Here is a 20,112-nt window from a genome sequence, read left to right as displayed (position 1 = left end):
ACGCCCGGTTACATTCCGAACCCGGAAGCTAAGCCTTTCAGCGCCGATGGTACTGCAGGGGGGACCCTGTGGGAGAGTAGGACGCCGCCGAACAACCCGCCCTTTTAGCTCAGTCGGTAGAGCGTCTCCATGGTAAGGAGAAGGTCAACGGTTCGATTCCGTTAAAGGGCTCAGAGAAAAGGCCCCCGCCTTATGGCGGGGGCCTTTTTGCGTTTCAAGGGGTTCACAGGTGCCGGACGGCGTGGCCAACCGCCTCCCCGCAGCGAGCGCGACCAGAATGGGCCGCACCGCACGAAGGAGAGGCGCGATGGCCAGGTATCTGTTGGTGAAGCACTACCGGGGCGCGCCGGCCTCGGTCAACGACGTTCCGATGGACCAGTGGACGCCCGAGGAAGTCTCGGCCCACATCCAGTACATGAACGACTTCGCGGACCGGCTGAAGGGGACGGGCGAATACGTCGACAGCCAGGCGCTCTCCCCCGAGGGGACGTTCGTCCGGTACGACGGGGAGGGACGCCCACCGGTCACCTCCGGGCCGTTCGCCGAGACCAAGGACCTCGTGGCCGGCTGGATGGCGATCGACGTCGACACCTACCAGCGGGCCCTCGACCTGGCCGCCGAGCTGTCGGCCGCACCGGGCGCGGGCGGCCGGCCGATCCACGAGTGGCTGGAGATCCGGCCGTTCATGGGGGAATCCCACACCGCCGCGGAGTGACCCGGGGCGGTGCGGGACCCCCGTACGGTCCTACGGGTCCTGCCGCTCCGGGAGGCGCAGGGCCAGGATCGCCATGTCGTCCGAGGCCGGAGCATGGGCGAAGCGCTCGACCGCCCGCAGCACCCGCGCGGCGACCGCGCCGGCCGTCAGGCCCGTACACGACCTCAGGACGTCGGCGAGACCGTCGTCGCCCAGCATGCGGGTGCCCTCGCGGCGTTCGGTGACGCCGTCCGTGACGCACAGCAGGACGTCGCCCGGGTCGAGGGTGACGCTCTGCTCGTACAGCTCCAGGTCCTCCATCACACCGAGCAGCGGCTGCGGGTCGGCGACCGGGCGGACCGTGCCGTCCTGGCTGAGGCGGAGCGGCAGCGGATGGCCGGCGCAGACCAGCTTGAGGAGGGCCGAGCCGTCCTCGTGCGGGCGCAGCTCGCCGTACAGCAGGGTGAGGAAGCGGCTGCGGGCGCCCTCGTCGAGGATCGCCGCGTTCAGCCGCTCCAGGACGGCGGGGCCGCCGAAGCCCTCGCGGGCCAGCAGCCGCAGGGCGTGCCGGGCGAGACCGGTCACGGCGGCCGCCTCGGGGCCCGTACCGCAGACATCGCCGATGGCGAGGCCGTACGCGCCGTCGCGGATGGGGAAGAGATCGTAGAAGTCGCCGCCGACCTCGTTGCCCTCGCCGGCCGCGCGGTAGATGACGTCGACCTCGACGCCGGGGATCGCCGGTGGGCTGGGCGGCAGCAGGCTGCGCTGGAGGGACTGGCTGATGGCCACGCGCTCCGAGTAGAGGCGGGCGTTGTCCAGGGCGAGCGCGGCCCGGCGGGACAGGTCCTCGGCCAGCTCCAGGCTCTCCTGGCGGAAGTGGTCGTCGGCGGGCCGGCCCAGGGTCAGCATGCCGATGACGCGGTTGCGGGCCAGCAGCGGCAGGACCACGGTCTCGCCGCCGACGGTCGTCGCCGTGGTCAGGGCGTGGTCGATGCCGGAGGAGACGGGGCTGCCGGGGCCGCCGAGCTCGCGCATCGAGGCGCTCAGCGCGGCGCGGTGGGCGGCCTCGCCCGGGGCCGTCCAGACCCGGGCGCCGGGGGTCGTCACCGGGTCGGGCGGGTCGATCGAGAGGAGCAGCGCCTTCACCCCGTCGATCTGGTCCTCGTCCTCGTGCAGGACGTACGACAGATGAGGGTCGGACGTCGGCTCGGCGATCGTGTAGACGGCGCACCAGGTGGCCAGGGTGGGGACCGTCATCTGGGCCATGAGGGCCAGTGTCTGGTCCCGGTCGAGTGTGCCGGCCAGCAGGTCGGACGCCTCGACGAGGAAGCTGAGGGAGCCGCGGCGGAGCCGTTCGAGCTCGCCGAGCCGGGCGGACTCCACGGCCAGGGCGATCCGGTCGGCGGCGAACTGGAGGCGCAGGGCCTCCTCATTGGAGTAGCGGTCCGCGGACTCGGCGGCGACGCCGAGGGAGCCGGTGAGCCGGCCCTCGACCTTCAGCGGGACCGTGACGACCGAGCGCATGCCGGTGCCTTCGAGGAGGGGTACGGCGCCGGGGACGGCGGCCAGGTCCTCGTGGACGGCGGGCATCCGGGCGGAGCCGTAGCGGCTGGCGCCCGTCTCGACCGGTACGCGCGCGAAGCGCTGGCGGGCGGAGGGCAGGCCCGTGGTGGCCCGTACCTCCAGCTCGGTCTCGTCGTCGGTGGCCAGGAGCAGGAAGGCGGCGTCGGCGTCGAGCATGTCGCGGGCGCGTTCGACCGTGCGCTGGAGAAGGCCGTCGAGGTCGTCGGGGGCCGGGGAGCCGATGAAGACCTCGAAGGGGTCGGCGGCGGTGCGGTCCTTGGGGCCATTCTCCGCGCCGGGGGTGCGCTGCGGGGTCTGGAGCACCGCGCGCTCGAACTCACGGACGAGGAGGCAAACGGTGGACGGCTCGCCCTGGGCGTCGCGCACCCGCAGGTGCGAGGCGTAGACGGGGACGACCCGGCCGTCGGCGCAGCGGATGCCGTAGCTGCCCTCCCAGCGGGACAGCCGCAGGGCCTCGGCGAGGCCGGTGGCGATGCCGGGGGTGTGCGGCCAGGCGGCGAGATCGCCGAGCGGCTTGCCGACGACCTGCTCGGACTCGTAGCCGAAGATCTCCCCGGCGTCCTCGTTCCAGGCGGCGATCGCGCCGTCGGCGTCGAGCTGGACGACGGCGACCCGGACCCGGCTGTCCGTGCGGGGGAGCAGTTGGTCGGGCAGGACGGGGCCCGCGGAGCGGGTGCCGACGGGACGTTCCGGCAGGTCGAGGTGGAACCAGACGTGCTTGTGGGTGGGGGCGTAGTCGACGCCCCAGCGGGTGGCGAGGGCCGCGCAGAGCATCAGCCCCCGGCCGTTCTCCCGGTCGGGGTTGCCGGGGGAACGGTTCAGCTGGAGCGGGATCTCGCGCTCGGGGTAACGGTCGGCGACCTCGATGCGGACGCCGTCCTCGTGGCGCAGGCACAGCACGTCGGCCGAGGTGCCGGCGTGGATGACGGCGTTGGTGACGAGTTCGCTGGTGAGGACCACGGCGTCGTCGACGACCTCGGCGTATCCCCAGCCCTGGAGGGTGTCCCGGACGAAGGCGCGGGCGGTCGCGACGGACCGCCCGGCGGGTTCGAAGCTGGCGGCCGCCCGCGCGGTGATCACTGAACTCCTCGTACGCGTCTCGACGCCCGGCTCTGCCATGGTCGGTGTGCCCTCCCGCTGTCCGTGCCCACGTTCCGCCGTCCCGCTCCCGCCGGGTGGACCGGGGCGGGTTGGACAGCCGGATGCCAGGTTACTTACCTTCGCTGTCCCCGCGGATGCCGGTCGCGAATTCGCGTCCCCCGGACGTGGGGACCTTGTGCGAAGCCGCCGGACTGTTATCGCCTGGTCCGGACCCGGTGAAACACTGGGCAGGCAGATAGCGAGAGACCGTACGGTCCGTTCGACCCCCTCGGGAGGGACACGGTGGAGTCTGGCACGACGACGCGGCGCGGTGGCGGTGCGCGGGCGAAGGGCGGCGGGCGGCCCCGGGGCGGAGGCACGGTGCAGGTGGACACGGCCGCGCTGCAGCGCCTGCTGGCCGCACTGGTGTCGATGCGGGACGGGAACTTCCGCAAACGGCTGACCGTCTCCGGCGACGGGGTCATGGCGGAGATCGCCGCCGTGTTCAACGAGGTCGCGGACCGGCAGACGCATCTGACCGGGGAGCTGTCGCGGGTGCGCCGGGTGGTGGGCCGCGAGGGCAAGCTGTCGGAGCGGCTGGACACCGGGGCCGGCGAGGGGGCCTGGGCCTCGGCGATCGACGCGGCGAACGCGCTGGTCGACGAGCTGGCGCGGCCCGTCTCCGAGGTCGGGCGGGTGCTGTCGGCGGTGGCCGACGGTGATCTGGGGCAGCGGATGGAGCTGCGCTCGGAGGGCGCGGACGGGACGACGCGGCCGCTGCGCGGCGAGTTCCTGAAGGTCGCCCGTACGGTGAACAACCTGGTCGACCAGTTGTCGGTGTTCGCGGACGAGGTGACCCGGGTCGCCCTGGAGGTCGGCACCGACGGCATCCTCGGCGGGCAGGCCCAGGTACGCGGGATGTCCGGGTCCTGGAAGGACCTCACGGACTCCGTCAACACCATGGCGAACCAGCTCACGGCGCAGGTGCGGGACATCGCCCTGGTCACGACGGCGGTGGCCAACGGCGATCTCTCGCAGAAGGTCACGGCGAACGTGGCCGGCGAGATGCTGGAGCTGAAGAACACGGTCAACCGGATGGTGGACCAGCTGTCGTCGTTCTCCTCCGAGGTCACCCGGGTGGCCCGTGAGGTGGGTACGGAGGGCGAGCTGGGCGGCCAGGCCGAGGTGGCCGGGGTCGCCGGTGTGTGGAAGGACCTCACCGATTCCGTCAACACGATGGCGGGGAATCTCACCAATCAGGTGAGGGGTATCGCGGAGGTCACCACCGCGGTGGCCAACGGCGACCTGTCGCAGAAGGTGCAGGTGTCGGCGCGCGGCGAGATCGCCCAGCTCGCGGACACCATCAACCAGATGACGGACACGCTGCGCACCTTCGCGGACGAGGTGACGCGGGTGTCCGGCGAGGTCGGTGCCCAGGGTCTGCTGGGCGGTCAGGCGCAGGTGCCGGGCGCGGCGGGGACCTGGAAGGACCTCACCGACTCGGTCAACACCGTCTTCCGCAACATCACCACGCAGGTGCGGGACATCGCGCAGGTGACGACGGCGGTGGCCAACGGTGATCTCTCGCAGAAGGTCACCGTGGACGTGGCCGGCGAGATGCTGGAACTCAAGAACACCGTCAACACCATGGTGGACCAGCTGTCCGCGTTCGGTTCCGAGGTGACCCGGGTGGCGCGGGAGGTCGGCGTCGAGGGTCTGCTCGGCGGCCAGGCGCAGGTGCCGGGGGCGGCCGGGACGTGGAAGGACCTCACGGACTCCGTGAACACGGCCTTCCGCAACCTGACGGGCCAGGTGCGCGACATCGCGCAGGTGACGACGGCGGTCGCCAATGGCGATCTGTCGCAGAAGGTCACGGTCGACGTGGCCGGCGAGATGCTGGAGCTCAAGAACACCGTCAACACCATGGTGTCGCAGCTGTCGTCGTTCGCCGATCAGGTGACGCGGATGGCGCGGGACGTGGGCACCGAGGGGCGCCTCGGCGGTCAGGCCCGGGTGGACGGCGTCTCGGGGCGGTGGCGCGAGCTGACCGACTCGGTGAACTTCATGGCCGGCAATCTGACCTCGCAGGTACGGCAGATCGCCCAGGTGACGACGGCCGTGGCGCGCGGTGACCTGTCGCAGAAGATCGACGTGGACGCGCGCGGGGAGATCCTGGAGCTGAAGAACACCATCAACACGATGGTCGATCAGCTGTCCGCGTTCGCGGACCAGGTGACCCGGGTGGCCCGCGAGGTGGGTACGGAAGGCCGCCTCGGCGGTCAGGCGCAGGTGCCGGGCGTCGCCGGTGTGTGGCGCGACCTCACCGACTCGGTGAACGGCATGGCCGGCAACCTCACCGACCAGGTGCGCAACATCGCGCAGGTCGCGACCGCCGTGGCGCGCGGCGACCTGTCGCAGAAGATCGACGTGGACGCGCGCGGGGAGATCCTGGAGCTGAAGAACACCCTCAACACGATGGTGGACCAGCTCTCCAGCTTCGCGGAGCAGGTGACGCGGGTGGCCCGTGAGGTGGGTACCGAGGGCATCCTGGGCGGCCAGGCCGAGGTGCAGGGGGTCTCCGGCACCTGGAAGGACCTCACCCAGTCGGTGAACATGATGGCGAACAACCTGACCTCGCAGGTACGGCAGATCGCCCAGGTGACGACGGCCGTGGCGCGCGGCGACCTGTCGCTCAAGATCACCGTCGACGCCAAGGGCGAGATCCTCGAACTGGTGACGACCGTCAACACCATGGTCGACCAGCTGTCCAACTTCGCCGACGAGGTGACGCGAGTCGCCCGTGAGGTGGGCACCGAGGGCATCCTCGGCGGCCAGGCCCGGGTGCGCGGGGTGACCGGCATCTGGAAGGACCTGAGCGACAACGTCAACCTGATGGCCAACAACCTGACCAGCCAGGTGCGGAACATCTCCCGGGTCTCCTCGGCCGTCGCCAACGGAGATCTGACGAAGAAGGTGACGGTCGAGGCCCGCGGCGAGGTCGCCGAACTCGCCGACACCGTCAACACGATGGTGACGACCCTGTCGTCCTTCGCCGATCAGGTGACCCGGGTGGCCCGTGAGGTGGGTACCGAGGGCATCCTGGGCGGCCAGGCACGCGTTCCCGGTGTCTCGGGCACCTGGAAGGACCTCACCGACTCGGTGAACTCGATGGCCGACAATCTGACCGGCCAGGTGCGCCAGATCGCCGCCGTCACCACCGCCATCGCCCAGGGCGATCTCACCAAGAAGATCGACATCGACGCGCGCGGGGAGATCCTGGAGCTCAAGAGCACCATCAACACGATGGTCGACCAGCTCTCCAACCTCGCCGGGGAGCTCACCCGGGTGGCCCAGGAGGTGGGCACGGACGGGCAGCTCGGCGGTCAGGCCCGGGTCCGGGACGTGGACGGCACCTGGCGGGACCTGACCGTGTCGGTCAACGAGATGGCCAGCAATCTGACCCGTCAGGTACGGGCCATCGCGAAGGTCGCCACCGCGGTGACCCGCGGCGACCTCAACCTCAAGATCGACGGGGTGGACGCGGCCGGCGAGATCCAGGCCCTCCAGGAAAACATCAACACCATGATCGCCAACCTGCGCGACACCACCCTCGCCAACGAGGAGCAGGACTGGCTGAAGGGCAACCTGGCCCGTATCTCCGGCCTCATGCAGGGCCGCCGGGGCGACCTGGAGGACGTCGCCGCGCTCATCATGAGCGAGCTGACCCCGGTCGTCTCCGCGCAGCACGGCGCCTTCTTCGTCGCCACCCCGCTCGGCAGCGCCTACAGCGACGTCGAACCCGTGGGGGAGGGCGACGGCGTGTACGAGCTGCGGATGCGCGGCAGTTACGGCTACTCGGCCGGCACCATGCCGACGTCCTTCCGGCCGGGCGAGACGCTCATCGGCACGGCCGCCGAGGAGAAGCGGACCATCCAGGTCAACGTCCCGCCGGGCTATCTGAAGATCTCGTCCGGACTGGGCGAGGCCGCCCCGGCCCATGTGATCGTGCTGCCCGTGCTGTTCGAGGGACGGGTGCTCGGCGTGATCGAGCTGGCGTCCTTCCAGCCGTTCACCCACATCCAGCGCGACTTCCTCAACCAGATCGCCGAGCTGATCGCCACCACCGTCAACACCATCAGCGTCAACACCCGAACAGAGGTGCTGCTCAAGCAGTCGCAGGAGCTGACCGAGCAGCTGAAGGAGCGCTCCGGGGAGCTGGAGAACCGACAGAAGGAACTCCAGAACTCCAACGCGGAACTGGAGGAGAAGGCGGCCCTGCTCGCCCGGCAGAACCGCGACATCGAGGTGAAGAACACCGAGATCGAGGAGGCCCGGCAGGTCCTGGAGGAGCGGGCCGAACAGCTCGCCGTCTCCATGCGCTACAAGTCCGAGTTCCTCGCCAACATGTCGCACGAGCTGCGCACCCCGCTCAACTCGCTGCTGATCCTGGCCAAGCTGCTCGCCGACAACGCCGACGGCAATCTGACGCACAAGCAGATCGAGTTTGCCGACACCATCCACGGCGCCGGTTCCGATCTGCTCCAGCTGATCAACGACATCCTCGACCTGTCGAAGGTCGAGGCGGGCAAGATGGACGTGTCGCCGACCCGGATCGCGCTCGTCCAGCTCGTCGACTACGTCGAGGCCACCTTCCGGCCGCTGACCGCGGAGAAGGGGCTCGACTTCTCGGTGCGGGTCTCGCCCGAGCTGCCCGCCACCCTGCATACCGACGAGCAGCGACTGCTCCAGGTGCTGCGCAACCTGCTGTCGAACGCGGTGAAGTTCACCGGCACCGGCGCCGTCGAGCTGGTCATCCGCCCGGCCGGCGCGGACGTCCCGCAGACGATCCGCGAGCAGATGCTGGAGGCCGGGACGCTGCGCGACGCGGACGCCGACCTGATCGCCTTCTCGGTGACGGACACCGGCATCGGCATCGCCGAGAGCAAGATGCTCGTCATCTTCGAGGCGTTCAAGCAGGCCGACGGCACCACCAGCCGCAAGTACGGCGGTACGGGCCTCGGCCTGTCCATCAGCCGGGAGATCGCCCGGCTGCTCGGCGGCGAGATCCACGCGGCCAGCGAGCCGGGCCGAGGCTCGACGTTCACCCTCTACCTGCCGCTGTGCCCCACCGAGCCGGCGCACCCGGGCACCGGTCAGGACCAGGACGAGGAGGAGCGCCGGGAGGCCGCGCTCGGGTACGCGGACGAGGCCGGCTTCGCCGAGGGGCTGGCGCACTTCGCGCCCGCGCCCGCGCCCGGCGAGGTCCGGGCGGGCGCCGGGGCGCTGTTCCGGCACCGGCGCGCGGCGGCCCCGCAGCGGGCGCAACTGCCCGGGCAGACCGCCAAGGAGGAGCCGGCGGCTCAGGGCGGCGAGCGGGCCGGGCGCGAGCCGCGGCCGGAGTTCTCGTTCTGCGGCGAGAAGGTGCTGATCGTCGACGACGACGTCCGCAACGTGTTCGCGCTCACCAGTGTCCTGGAGCAGAACGGACTCGGGGTGCTGTACGCCGAGAACGGGCGGGAGGGCGTCGAGGTCCTGGAACAGCACGAGGACGTGTCCGTGGTGCTGATGGACATCATGATGCCGGAGATGGACGGGTACGCGACGACCACCGCGATCCGGCGGATGCCGCAGTTCGCCGGACTGCCGATCATCGCGCTGACCGCCAAGGCGATGGAGGGCGACCGCGAGAAGGCGATCGAGTGCGGGGCCTCGGACTATGTGACCAAGCCGGTGGACCCGGACCATCTGCTCACGGTCATGGAGCGGTGGATGCGGGGGGACGGGAGCTGAGTCGGGGGACGGGCCGGGGTTTGTACGGAAGTCGGGGCCGTCCGGAAGCCGGGGGCGGTCCGGGGCCCGTACGGAAGTCGGAGTCCCGCCGGGGCACGGCCGGAAGCCGGAGCCCGTCCGGGCACGTCCGGAAGGCGGAGTCCGTTCGGGATCTGTACGGAAGTCGGGGTCCGTCCGGGATTCGGCCGGGGTCTGTACGCGGACCCGGACCGGGCTCGTACGCGGACCCCGCCCGGCGCCCGGACCCGGCGGGTGCGCCGGAGCCGTAGGGAGCCCCGTACGGGGCCGGGGGGACGGGCTCCGCTCCCGGCCCGGTGGCGGCGTGAGGGCCACCGGGCGGCGCCCCGGGCGGACTTCGGGACGGACTTCCCGTGGCACCGGGAACCTTCCGGGATCCCACCGCGTTCGACAGACGGGCACGGATCTGCGTGCTCAGTGACATCGCGGTGACAGGGTGTGGCGACGGGTGGGGTGCGGCTACGATGACCGGCACAAGGACGGACGGCGTGTGGGAGTCGTCTTCTGGGGCGGCGCCCGGTGCTTCCCTCGGCTCGCGGAGCCGGAGCGAGCCAGTGCCGGGGCGAGGAGGACGAGGCATGGTGCAGAAGGCCAAGATCCTCTTGGTCGATGACCGGCCGGAGAATCTGCTGGCGCTGGAGGCCATTCTCTCCGCGCTCGATCAGACCCTGGTCCGGGCATCGTCCGGGGAGGAAGCGCTCAAGGCGCTGCTGACCGACGACTTCGCGGTCATTCTGCTGGACGTCCAGATGCCCGGCATGGACGGGTTCGAGACGGCCGCGCACATCAAGCGGCGGGAGCGGACCCGGGACATCCCGATCATCTTCCTCACCGCCATCAATCACGGCCCCCACCACACCTTCCGGGGGTACGCGGCGGGTGCCGTCGACTACATCTCCAAGCCGTTCGACCCCTGGGTGCTGCGTGCCAAGGTGTCGGTCTTCGTGGAGCTGTACATGAAGAACTGCAAGCTCCGCGAACAGGCCGCGCTGCTCCGGCTCCAGTTGGAGGGCGGCGGCCCCGGCGGGCAGACCAAGGAGTCCGCGGGCCTGCTCGCCGAGCTGTCCGCCCGCCTCGCCGCCGTCGAGGAACAGGCCGAGGCGCTGTCCAAACAGCTCGACGACGACTCCGCCGACGCGGCGGCCGTCGCCACCGCCGCGCACCTGGAACGCAAACTCACCGGACTGCGCAGGGCCCTCGACGCACTGGAGCCGGGCACCGGCGGTACCCCCGCTCTGCCCTCGCAGAATTGACGGAAGGTCACCCCGTGGGCGCCCGTCGTGAACGGGCGTCAGTTTCGCGCCCGACACGGCACGACACGAACGGGTGAGCGTGTTTTCCCGGCCATGTGCACCGGTAACCTCAGCATCATGGCCTCACGTACGTCCGGCAAGGGTTCCCAGGGCACGGCGGGCACCGCGAAGCCGCGCGCCGGCCGTACGACGACCGGCGCCGCGAAGAAGGCGGCGCCCGGAAAGTCCCCTGGAAAATCCCCCGTCAAGTCCTCCGCCCCCGCCGCGAAGCAGGCCGCGCGGAAGGCGCCGGCCAAGAAGGCCGTGCCCGCCAAGCGCGCGCCCGCGCGCAAGGTGGTGGCGAAGAAGCCCGCACCGCGCCCGGCGCCGTCCCCCACCGGGGGGATCTACCGGTTGGTGCGCGGACTCGGGCGCGGGGTCGGAGCGATGTTCCGCGGCATAGGACGGGGCGCCAAGGGCCTCGACCCGGCGCACCGCAAGGACGGACTCGCGCTGCTGCTGATCGGTGCCGCCCTCGTCGTCGCCGCCGGCACCTGGTCCAATCTGCGCGGCCCCGTCGGGGACTTGGTGGAGATGCTGGTCACCGGCTCCTTCGGCCGGCTCGATCTGCTCGTACCGCTGCTGCTCGGCGCGATCGGCGTCCGGCTGATCCTCTATCCGCAGAAGCCGGAGGCCAACGGACGGATCGTCATCGGGCTGTCCGCGCTGGTCCTCGGCGTCCTGGGGCAGGTGCACATCGCGTGCGGCTCGCCCGGTCGGGGCGACGGCACCAAGGCCATGCAGGACGCGGGCGGTCTGATCGGGTGGGCCGCGTCGAAGCCGCTCGTCTTCCTGACGGGCGAGGTCCTGGCGGTGCCGCTGCTCCTGCTGCTCACCGTCTTCGGGCTGCTCGTGGTCACCGCCACCCCGGTCAACGCCATCCCGCAGCGGCTGCGCGCGCTCGGCGTCCGGCTCGGCGTCGTCGAACCCGCCTACGATCCCGACGCGGATCCGTACGAGGTGTACGGCGACGAGTGGGACGACGACGCACCGCGCCCGGCCCGGTCGTCCCGTCGCCGGTCCGCCGACGCGGACCAGGCGGAGGCCGAGGCCGAGGCCCTGGAGCGGCGCGGCCGGCGCCGTACCCCGCCCGCCTCGGCGTTCGACACCGGCGGTCTCGACCCGGTCGACGTGGCCGCCGCCGCTGCCGCGGCCCTCGACGGGGCCGTCCTCAATGGCATGCCGCCGTCCCCGCTGGTCGCCGATCTCACCCGGGACCTCACCGCCGACCGGGCCGCAGCCGTCGCCGCGGCGGCCGCCGAGGCGGTGGGGGAGAGCGCTCCGGCGGCCCCGGCCGGCGCCGCGGTGCCGGGCGCGCGGGCCGGCAAGCGGCGCGCCCCCGAGGAGCGCTCCGGCGTCCCCGACCTGACCAAGCCGGCGCCCGAGCCGACCGAGCTGCCCGTGCGGGCCGAACAGCTCCGGCTCGCCGGCGACATCACGTACTCCCTGCCCTCCATGGACCTGCTGGAGCGCGGCGGCCCCGGCAAGACGCGCAGCGCCGCCAACGACGTCGTCGTCGAGTCGCTCACCAACGTCTTCGCCGAGTTCAAGGTCGACGCGGCGGTCACCGGCTTCACCCGCGGTCCGACGGTCACCCGCTACGAGGTCGAACTGGGCCCGGCCGTCAAGGTCGAGAAGATCACCGCGCTCACCAAGAACATCGCGTACGCGGTGGCCAGCCCCGATGTGCGGATCATCTCGCCGATCCCGGGCAAGTCCGCGGTCGGCATCGAGATCCCGAACACCGACCGCGAGATGGTCAACCTCGGCGACGTCCTGCGGCTCGCCGAGGCGGCGGAGGACGACCACCCGATGCTGGTGGCGCTCGGCAAGGACGTCGAGGGCGGCTATGTGATGGCCAACCTGGCGAAGATGCCGCACATCCTGGTCGCCGGTGCCACCGGATCCGGCAAGTCCTCGTGCATCAACTGCCTGATCACGTCGGTGATGATAAGAGCGACCCCGGAGGACGTCCGGATGGTGCTCGTCGACCCCAAGCGGGTCGAGCTGACGGCGTACGAGGGCATCCCGCACCTCATCACGCCGATCATCACCAACCCCAAGAAGGCCGCCGAGGCGCTCCAGTGGGTCGTCCGCGAGATGGACCTGCGCTACGACGACCTCGCGGCGTTCGGCTTCCGGCACATCGACGACTTCAACCAGGCGATCCGCGAGGGCAAGGTGCAGCCGCCGCCGGGCAGCGAGCGCGATCTGCAGCCCTACCCGTATCTCCTGGTGATCGTCGACGAGCTGGCCGACCTGATGATGGTCGCGCCGCGCGACGTCGAGGACGCGATCGTCCGCATCACCCAGCTGGCCCGCGCGGCCGGCATCCATCTGGTGCTCGCCACCCAGCGGCCCTCGGTGGACGTCGTCACCGGTCTGATCAAGGCGAACGTGCCCTCCCGGCTCGCCTTCGCCACCTCCTCGCTCGCCGACAGCCGCGTCATCCTCGACCAGCCCGGCGCCGAGAAGCTGATCGGCAAGGGCGACGGCCTGTTCCTGCCGATGGGCGCGAACAAGCCCGTCCGGATGCAGGGCGCCTTCGTCACGGAGGCCGAGGTCGCCACCATCGTGCGGCACTGCAAGGACCAGATGGCGCCGGTCTTCCGGGACGACGTCACCGTCGGCGGCAAGCAGAAGAAGGAGATCGACGAGGAGATCGGCGACGACCTCGACCTGCTGTGCCAGGCGGCCGAGCTGGTCGTCTCCACGCAGTTCGGCTCGACCTCCATGCTCCAGCGCAAGTTGCGGGTGGGCTTCGCGAAGGCCGGCCGGCTGATGGACCTGATGGAGTCGCGCGACATCGTGGGCCCGAGCGAGGGGTCCAAGGCGCGTGACGTGCTCGTCAAGCCCGACGAGCTGGACGGGGTCCTCGCGGTGATCCGCGGCGAGGACGGGCCGTGAGCCCGCGACCCGGCCGGCGCCCGGATCCCCGAGCGGCCGATCCCCGAGCGGCCGATCCCCGAGCGGACGACTCCCGGGCGGACGACCCCCGATCGGCCCCCTGTCCGTCCCCTCGTCCGGCCCCCTTCCCGGGGCCCTGGCCGCATCCCCGGCCGGATCAGCCGGCCCCCCGGCGAGATCCGGCCGAGACCCGTCCGTGAGGAAACCGGAGCAACCCTTTCCGCCGACCGCACGTCAGGGGAGAAGGGGGCGGCAATTGCCCCCTTCCTCTGGCGTACAAACCTCCCCCGCCCGGTTGCCCCACCCTTTCGTACCAGCCATAGACTGAACCTCCAGCAGGTGGTTACACGCTCGAAAGGCGCTCTCGTGTCCATCGGCAACTCCCCCGAAGACGACCGGTACTTCCCGGCAGACGACCCGAAATCCATCGGTCGTGCCCTCCAGCAGGCCCGTATCGCCGCCGGTCTCACCGCAGAGGAGGTCAGCGCCTCCACCCGGGTGCGGGTCCCGATCGTGCACGCGATCGAGGACGACGACTTCTCGCGCTGCGGCGGCGACGTCTACGCGCGCGGACACATCCGTACGCTCGCGCGCGCCGTGGGGCTCGATCCGGCGCCGCTGATCGAGCGGTACGACGCCGAGCACGGCGGCCGTCCCGCGCCGACCCCGGCGGCGCCGCTGTTCGAGGCGGAACGTATCCGCGCCGAGCCCAGGCGCCCCAACTGGACCGCCGCCATGGTCGCCGCGATCGTCGCCGTCGTCGGTTTCGTCGGCTTCACGATGTTCAACGGGACCGACGCCCCGGCCGGCGGCGGCTCGGCCGCCGAGGGCCCCGCCCCCGCGACCAGCGCCTCCGCACCCGCCAAGCCGAAGCCGGCCAAGCCGGCCGCTCCCAAGCCCGTCCCCTCCGACAGCGCCATCGCCGCCGTCCCCCAGGACAAGGTCACCGTCAAGCTGACCGCGACCGACGACAAGAGCTGGATCTCCGCCAAGGCCCACGACGGCAAGCTGCTCTTCGACGGGCTGCTCCTGGCCGGCCAGTCCAAGACCTTCCAGGACGACGAGCGCGTCGATCTCATCCTCGGCAACGCCGGTCCGATCGAGCTGTACGTGAACGGCAAGAAGGTCGAGGACCGCTTCGAGTCCGGCCAGGTCGAGCGCCTGTCGTACGCCAAGGGCGACCCTCAGGCGGGCTGACCAGGCCCCCCGTCCGGCGTCCCGGTCGTGTGTTCGTCGCCAGGGTGAACCCTGCGCGACGAAGACGCGGCCGGGACGAAGTAGTCTTGAGCCCATGCCCGAACGCCGTACCGTCGCCCTTGTCACTCTCGGCTGCGCCCGTAACGAGGTGGACTCGGAGGAGCTCGCAGGCCGCTTGGCAGCGGACGGCTGGGAGCTCGTCGAGAACGCCGAGGAAGCGGACGTCGCCGTCGTCAACACCTGTGGCTTCGTCGAAGCCGCCAAGAAGGACTCCGTCGACGCCCTTCTCGAAGCCAATGATCTGAAGGACCACGGCCGCACCCAGGCCGTCGTCGCCGTCGGCTGCATGGCCGAGCGCTACGGCAAGGAACTTGCCGACGCCCTCCCCGAGGCCGACGGTGTGCTCGGCTTCGACGACTACGCCGACATCTCCAACCGTCTCCAGGTCATCCTCAGCGGAGGCAGCGTCGAGGCGCACACCCCGCGCGACCGGCGCTCGCTGCTCCCGCTGTCCCCCGTCGAGCGCCAGAAGGCCGCCGAGAGCGTGGCCCTGCCCGGCCACGGCACCGCGGCCGAGGAGCCGGCCGCCGCCCCGGCGACCGCCCCCGAGAACGTGCCCAGCGACCTCCCCGAGGGCGTCGCGCCCGTCTCCGGTCCGCGCGCCCCGCTGCGCCGCCGCCTGGACACCAGCCCCGTCGCCTCGGTGAAGCTGGCCTCCGGCTGCGACCGCCGCTGCTCCTTCTGCGCCATCCCGTCCTTCCGCGGCTCCTTCGTCTCGCGCCGCCCCTCCGACGTGCTGAACGAGACGCGCTGGCTCGCCGAGCAGGGCGTCAAGGAGATCATGCTGGTCTCCGAGAACAACACCTCCTACGGCAAGGACCTCGGCGACATCCGGCTCCTGGAGAGCCTGCTGCCCGAGCTGGCCGGTGTCGACGGCATCGAGCGGGTCCGGGTCAGCTACCTCCAGCCCGCCGAGATGCGCCCCGGCCTGATCGACGTACTGACCTCCACCGACAAGGTGGTCCCGTACTTCGACCTGTCCTTCCAGCACAGCGCCCCGGACGTGCTGCGCCGGATGCGCCGCTTCGGCGACACCGACCGCTTCCTGGAGCTGCTGGAGACCATCCGGGGCAAGGCCCCGATGGCCGGCGCCCGCTCCAACTTCATCGTCGGCTTCCCCGGCGAGACCGAGGCGGACTTCGCCGAGCTGGAGCGTTTCGTCACGCACGCCCGGCTCGACGCCATCGGCGTCTTCGGCTACTCCGACGAGGACGGCACCGAGGCCGCCACGTACGAGCACAAGCTGCCCCAGGACGTGGTCGACGAGCGGCTCGCGCATCTGTCCCGGCTCGCCGAGGAGCTCACCGCCCAGCGTGCGGAAGAGCGCATGGGCGAGACCCTGGAAGTGATGGTCGAGTCCTTCGAAGAGGACGAGAACGACGGCGAGGGCGGCTGGATCGGCCGGGCCGCGCACCAGGCGCCCGAGACCGACGGACAGGTGGTCCTCACGGCGGACTCGACCGAGGGCCTGGACCTCGCCCCCGGCCGGATGGTCACGGCGAAGGTCGTCGGCACCGAGGGTGTCGACCTGGTGGCCGCGTGTCTGATCGAGGAGGCGGGCAGATGACCGGAGTCCCGGCATCCGCGACGGGCGGGACCGGAAGGCCGGCGCCCCGAGGCAAGCTGGGCACTGCGGCCGTCAATCAGGCCAGCCTGTGGAACATCGCCAACATCCTGACCATGGTCAGGCTCGTCCTCGTGCCCGGCTTCGTGGTGCTGCTGTTCCAGGACGGCGGACACGACCCGGCCTGGCGCGCCTGGGCCTGGGCGGCGTTCGCCGTCGCCATGATCACCGATGTCTTCGACGGACACCTGGCCCGGACGTACAACCTGGTCACGGACTTCGGGAAGATCGCCGACCCGATCGCCGACAAGGCGATCATGGCGGCCGGACTGATCAGCCTCTCCTGGCTCGGCGATCTGCCGTGGTGGGTGACGGCGGTGATCCTCGCCCGTGAGCTGGGCATCACGCTGATGCGGTTCTGGGTCATCCGGCACGGAGTGATCCCGGCCAGCCGCGGCGGCAAGATGAAGACCCTCGCACAGGGCACGGCGGTCGGCATGTACGTCCTCATGCTCACCGGTCCGCTCGCCACCTTGCGCTTCTGGGTGATGGCGGTGGCCGTCGTGCTGACCGTCGTCACCGGTCTGGACTATGTGCGACAGGCCGTCGTCCTGCGCCGCCAGGGACTCGCGGCCGAAGCGGCCGAAGCGGCGGAGAGGGCCGACGCACGATGAACGAAGCCGCCCGGGTGCTGGAACTGCTCGCGGAGCGTGATCACACGCTCGCTGTCGCGGAGTCCCTCACGGGCGGTCTGGTGGCGGCCGAACTGACCGGGGTGCCGGGTGCGTCCCGCAGTTTCCTCGGCTCGGTCACCGCTTACGCCACTCCTTTGAAGGAGCGGCTGCTCGGGGTGGACGGGGCCCTGCTCGCGGAGCGGGGAGCGGTCGATCCCGAGGTCGCGTCGCAGATGGCGGCCGGTGTACGGGAGCTGCTCGGAGCCGACTGGGGCATCGCGACGACGGGGGTGGCGGGACCCGACCCGCAGGACGGGCAGCCGGTGGGGACGGTGTACGTCGCCGTCGCCGGACCCGGTGCGCACGACGCGGGAACGGGAAAGGTGACCGCGCTGCGGTTGAACGGCGGCCGGGCGGACATCCGTACAGAGAGTGTACGGAGCGTGCTCGCCCTGCTGCGGGCCCAGCTCGACGGCGAACAGCCGGGAAATGCGCGGGCACAGGATACGGAACAGAACGGGGGAGATTGATGTTTGCAGCCATGAGTGAACACGACATCGCTCCCCGCACGGCCGCGGCGCGAGGCGGTACGGTGGGGCGTGAAGGATGCGGCTACGCGGTCCGAGGAGGGAGCCACCGATGATTCTGCTCCGTCGCCTGCTGGGTGACGTGCTGCGTCGGCAGCGCCAGCGCCAGGGCCGTACTCTGCGCGAAGTCTCCTCGTCCGCCCGAGTCTCACTCGGCTATCTCTCCGAGGTGGAGCGGGGGCAGAAGGAGGCTTCCTCCGAGCTGCTCTCCGCGATCTGCGACGCGCTGGACGTACGGATGTCCGAGCTGATGCGCGAAGTGAGCGACGAGCTGTCGCTGGCCGAACTGGCCGCGTCGGCCGCCGCGAGCGAACCGGTGCCGGCGCCGGTGCGACCCATGCTCAATTCGGTGTCGGTGACGTCGGTGGGCGGTGTGCCCACCGAGCGGGTGACCATCAAGGCGCCCGCGAAGGCTGTCGACGTCGTCGCCGCCTGACACCACCTGACACCACAGGATCGGTTCGAAGCCCCGGACGGTGCCCTCACGAGGGTGCCGGTCGGGGCTTCTTTCTGTGGTTGCCGGGTGCTCGGTGGGTGCGCGCTTGGCGCTCGCTTGGCGCTCGTGGGGTGTCCGCCGTCGCGCCCCCGCCTCCGTGCCCGCTGCCCTGCCTGCCGCCTTTGTTCGCGCGGGACTTCACGGCCCTTGGGTTGGTTTGGTTTGAGATGCCGGATTCGGGTGAGGCGTGCCATGGTGGGTGGACATGCGGCATACGGCATGGGGTGACGAACCATGTGCCCCGCGCCGTATGCCGTGCGCCGCGCGCCGTTCCACGCGCCGATGCCACGCGACACGCGACCGAATGGAGAACCCGAATGTCCGTCGTGAAGAGCCCCTTGTCCGAGGCCCAGCTCAAGACGGTCGGCGGCGCACTGCAGGGCGCGCTCGTCGACCTGGTCGATCTGTCGCTGGTGGCCAAGCAGGTCCACTGGAACGTGGTCGGCCCCCGGTTCAGCTCCGTCCACCTCCAGCTGGACGAGGTGGTCGCCACCGCCCGGACGCACTCGGACATCGTGGCCGAGCGTGCCACGGCGATCGGGGCGAACCCGGACGGGCGCGCCGCGACCGTCGCGTCCAGCAGCGCGATCGGCCATGTGCCCGAGGGCTGGATCAAGGACGTGGACGCGGTACGGCTCCTGGTGGACGCGCTGGGCGCGGTCGTCGCGCGGATGCGGGAGCGGATCGACGTGACCGGCGACCCGGACCCGGTGAGCCAGGACATCCTCATCGCGCTCACCGCGGACCTGGAAAAGCACAGCTGGATGTACCAGGCGGAGAGCGCCTGAGGGTGAGGGCGCGCGAGGCGGTGGCCAGGGTGACGTCCGGCGCGGTGCCGGGAACGGCGGGGCCGGCGATACGCGGTGCGTGCGCCGGGCCTGCCTCCTGTGCGCCCTCCCGCCGGGTGATCCCGCGGGGCTAGCGTCGACCGGAGGAGGCGGCCATGGTGCGGCGACGGGTTCCGCTGGTGACGCTCATGCTGGTCGCGGCCGGACTGGTGGCCGGAGGGCTCTGGTGGTGGGCGGCGCTGCGTCTGCTGCTGGTGCCGGGGGAGACCGGGCCGGTCGAGGGGGTGGTGGCCGCGGGCGGCTGGGGGCTGAGCCTGCTGCCGGTACACGTGGCCGCCTCCTCGGGACGGCGCGGGGTCGTGGGGGCTTGGGCGGCGCGGGGCGGTGGAGTGGCCGGGGCCGGCGGTGGGAGTGGTGGGTCCGGTGGGGCTGTCGGGGGCGGTGGGTCCGGTGTGCCGGATGAGGGCGTGGGGGCCCCGGGGGTTCCAGGAGTTCCGGACGATGGCTCGAAGGGGGCCGGGGCGTCGGAGGTGCCCGAGCGGGACGGCTTCTGAGGCACGGCTTCCCGGACCCGGTCCGGATACGCGGTTCCTACGCGCCCCGCTGACAGGCGGGGCACCAGTACGTCACCCGGTCCCCCGACTCGGCCTTGCGCACCGGGGCGCCGCAGCGCGGGCAGGGCCGGCCCTCACGCCCGTACACATACAGCCGTTCACCCATACGGCGGGTGGTGGTCGTCCGACGGTCCGGCCGGTCCTTGTTGGCCTCCAGCAGCCGGTGCGCGGTGGCCACCAGCCGGTCCGGCACCCCGGGGCCGAGCTCGCCGACCGGGAGCCAGGGCGCGACGGCGGCCAGGAACGCCAGTTCCGACTTGTAGACATTGCCGATGCCCGCCAGGTTCCGCTGGTCGAGCAGGGCCTCGCCGAGCGGGCGCGCGGGATCGGCGGTCAGCCGGCGGACGGCCTCCGCCGGATCCCAGTCCGGGCCGAGCGGATCAGGCCCGAGATGCCCGACCACCTTGCTCTCCTCAGCCGTACGGATCAGCTCCAGGACCGGCAGCCGATAGCCGTACGCCGTGAACTCCGTGTTCCCGAGCACCGCCCGGATCTGGTGGGCCGGGCCGCCCCGAGGGCGTTCCCCGGCCGCGTACACCCGCCAGGCCCCGTCCATCCGCAGATGCGAGTGGAGCGTCAGCCCGCCCTCGATCCGGGCCAGCAGATGCTTGCCGCGCGGCACGACACCGAGGACCCGGCGGCCGGTGAGATCGGCGGTCGCGAAACGCGGCACCCGCAGGTCCGCGTGGGTGAGGACCCGGCCCGCGAGCGCCGCGTCGAGCCGGTGGGCCGCGTACCAGACGGTGTCTCCTTCGGGCATGGGGTCA

General features: G+C 71.4%; 13 protein-coding genes, 1 tRNA gene and 1 rRNA gene. 13 read left to right on the top strand and 2 right to left on the bottom strand.

All coding sequences use genetic code 11. The annotated features are described in order from the left end of the window. From rrf to ABZ990_RS27070, 3 genes are all read left to right on the top strand, one after another. Nucleotides 1-93, top strand: a 5S ribosomal RNA gene (gene rrf / locus ABZ990_RS27080); the annotation flags it as partial. 5 nt (nt 94-98) lie between these two features. After that, nucleotides 99-171, top strand: a tRNA-Thr gene (locus ABZ990_RS27075). A 136-nt stretch (nt 172-307) separates the two neighbouring features. Further along, on the top strand, nt 308-715 hold the full coding sequence (locus tag ABZ990_RS27070; protein ID WP_361236779.1) for a YciI family protein: 408 nt from the start codon (nt 308-310) through the stop codon (nt 713-715). A 30-nt stretch (nt 716-745) separates the two neighbouring features. Here ABZ990_RS27070 and ABZ990_RS27065 read toward each other — a convergent pair whose 3' ends face one another. Continuing rightward, nucleotides 746-3,397 (bottom strand): SpoIIE family protein phosphatase, encoded by a 2,652-nt coding sequence (locus ABZ990_RS27065; protein ID WP_361236776.1) that lies wholly within the window; start codon nt 3,395-3,397, stop codon nt 746-748. Between the two features lie 393 nt (nt 3,398-3,790). On the opposite strand from ABZ990_RS27065, the gene ABZ990_RS27060 reads away from it, so the two are divergent. The 10 genes from ABZ990_RS27060 (at nt 3,791) to ABZ990_RS27015 (ending at nt 19,285) form a co-directional block, all read left to right on the top strand. Then, nucleotides 3,791-9,148, top strand: a complete 5,358-nt coding sequence (locus ABZ990_RS27060) for a HAMP domain-containing protein (protein WP_361236788.1) — start codon at nt 3,791-3,793, stop codon at nt 9,146-9,148. Nucleotides 9,149-9,744: 596 nt separating this feature from the next. Then, nucleotides 9,745-10,419: a response regulator gene (locus tag ABZ990_RS27055; protein WP_361236773.1), complete on the top strand. Its 675-nt coding sequence runs from the start codon at nt 9,745-9,747 to the stop codon at nt 10,417-10,419. 93 nt (nt 10,420-10,512) lie between these two features. Further along, nucleotides 10,513-13,365 (top strand): DNA translocase FtsK, encoded by a 2,853-nt coding sequence (locus ABZ990_RS27050; RefSeq protein ID WP_361236770.1) that lies wholly within the window; start codon nt 10,513-10,515, stop codon nt 13,363-13,365. Between the two features lie 366 nt (nt 13,366-13,731). Further along, entirely contained in the window at nt 13,732-14,562 is an 831-nt protein-coding gene (locus tag ABZ990_RS27045; RefSeq protein WP_361236768.1) for a helix-turn-helix domain-containing protein, read from the top strand. Between the two features lie 94 nt (nt 14,563-14,656). After that, a complete protein-coding gene (rimO, locus tag ABZ990_RS27040; protein ID WP_361236765.1) occupies nt 14,657-16,189 on the top strand; it encodes a 30S ribosomal protein S12 methylthiotransferase RimO in 1,533 nt (510 codons plus the stop codon). Then, complete coding sequence (gene pgsA, locus ABZ990_RS27035; RefSeq protein ID WP_361236762.1) at nt 16,186-16,860, top strand: CDP-diacylglycerol--glycerol-3-phosphate 3-phosphatidyltransferase; 675 nt, start codon at nt 16,186-16,188, stop codon at nt 16,858-16,860. The genes rimO and pgsA overlap by 4 nt, the downstream gene beginning before the upstream one ends. After that, the gene (locus ABZ990_RS27030; protein WP_361236759.1) at nt 16,857-17,390 is read left to right on the top strand and encodes a nicotinamide-nucleotide amidohydrolase family protein; all 534 of its coding nucleotides are present in this window, start codon (nt 16,857-16,859) and stop codon (nt 17,388-17,390) included. Before pgsA ends, ABZ990_RS27030 begins: the two co-directional genes overlap by 4 nt. Before the next feature lie 109 nt (nt 17,391-17,499). Beyond that, a complete protein-coding gene (locus ABZ990_RS27025) occupies nt 17,500-17,883 on the top strand; it encodes a helix-turn-helix transcriptional regulator (protein ID WP_359877594.1) in 384 nt (127 codons plus the stop codon). Between the two features lie 377 nt (nt 17,884-18,260). Further along, on the top strand, nt 18,261-18,731 hold the full coding sequence (locus ABZ990_RS27020; RefSeq protein ID WP_361236754.1) for a DNA starvation/stationary phase protection protein: 471 nt from the start codon (nt 18,261-18,263) through the stop codon (nt 18,729-18,731). Nucleotides 18,732-18,886: 155 nt separating this feature from the next. Beyond that, nucleotides 18,887-19,285: a hypothetical protein gene (locus tag ABZ990_RS27015; protein WP_361236751.1), complete on the top strand. Its 399-nt coding sequence runs from the start codon at nt 18,887-18,889 to the stop codon at nt 19,283-19,285. A 37-nt stretch (nt 19,286-19,322) separates the two neighbouring features. Here ABZ990_RS27015 and ABZ990_RS27010 read toward each other — a convergent pair whose 3' ends face one another. Next, entirely contained in the window at nt 19,323-20,105 is a 783-nt protein-coding gene (locus ABZ990_RS27010; protein WP_361236748.1) for a DNA-formamidopyrimidine glycosylase family protein, read from the bottom strand. Between the last annotated feature and the right edge of the window lie 7 nt (nt 20,106-20,112).

Source organism: Streptomyces sp. NPDC046203 (assembly GCF_040646255.1).
Taxonomy (GTDB): Bacteria; Actinomycetota; Actinomycetes; order Streptomycetales; family Streptomycetaceae; genus Streptomyces.
This window is presented reverse-complemented; position numbering and strand designations above follow the sequence as displayed.

Excerpts from the sequence above, each read along its gene's own strand:
- ABZ990_RS27070 (WP_361236779.1), top strand. The coding sequence starts at position 308 with ATGGCCAGGTATCTGTTGGTGAAGCACTACCGGGGCGCGCCGGCCTCG.
- ABZ990_RS27065 (WP_361236776.1), bottom strand. The coding sequence starts at position 3,397 with ATGGCAGAGCCGGGCGTCGAGACGCGTACGAGGAGTTCAGTGATCACC.
- ABZ990_RS27060 (WP_361236788.1), top strand. The coding sequence starts at position 3,791 with ATGCGGGACGGGAACTTCCGCAAACGGCTGACCGTCTCCGGCGACGGG.
- ABZ990_RS27055 (WP_361236773.1), top strand. The coding sequence starts at position 9,745 with ATGGTGCAGAAGGCCAAGATCCTCTTGGTCGATGACCGGCCGGAGAAT.
- ABZ990_RS27050 (WP_361236770.1), top strand. The coding sequence starts at position 10,513 with ATGTGCACCGGTAACCTCAGCATCATGGCCTCACGTACGTCCGGCAAG.
- rimO (WP_361236765.1), top strand. The coding sequence starts at position 14,657 with ATGCCCGAACGCCGTACCGTCGCCCTTGTCACTCTCGGCTGCGCCCGT.
- pgsA (WP_361236762.1), top strand. The coding sequence starts at position 16,186 with ATGACCGGAGTCCCGGCATCCGCGACGGGCGGGACCGGAAGGCCGGCG.
- ABZ990_RS27030 (WP_361236759.1), top strand. The coding sequence starts at position 16,857 with ATGAACGAAGCCGCCCGGGTGCTGGAACTGCTCGCGGAGCGTGATCAC.
- ABZ990_RS27025 (WP_359877594.1), top strand. The coding sequence starts at position 17,500 with ATGATTCTGCTCCGTCGCCTGCTGGGTGACGTGCTGCGTCGGCAGCGC.
- ABZ990_RS27020 (WP_361236754.1), top strand. The coding sequence starts at position 18,261 with ATGTCCGTCGTGAAGAGCCCCTTGTCCGAGGCCCAGCTCAAGACGGTC.
- ABZ990_RS27015 (WP_361236751.1), top strand. The coding sequence starts at position 18,887 with ATGGTGCGGCGACGGGTTCCGCTGGTGACGCTCATGCTGGTCGCGGCC.
- ABZ990_RS27010 (WP_361236748.1), bottom strand. The coding sequence starts at position 20,105 with ATGCCCGAAGGAGACACCGTCTGGTACGCGGCCCACCGGCTCGACGCG.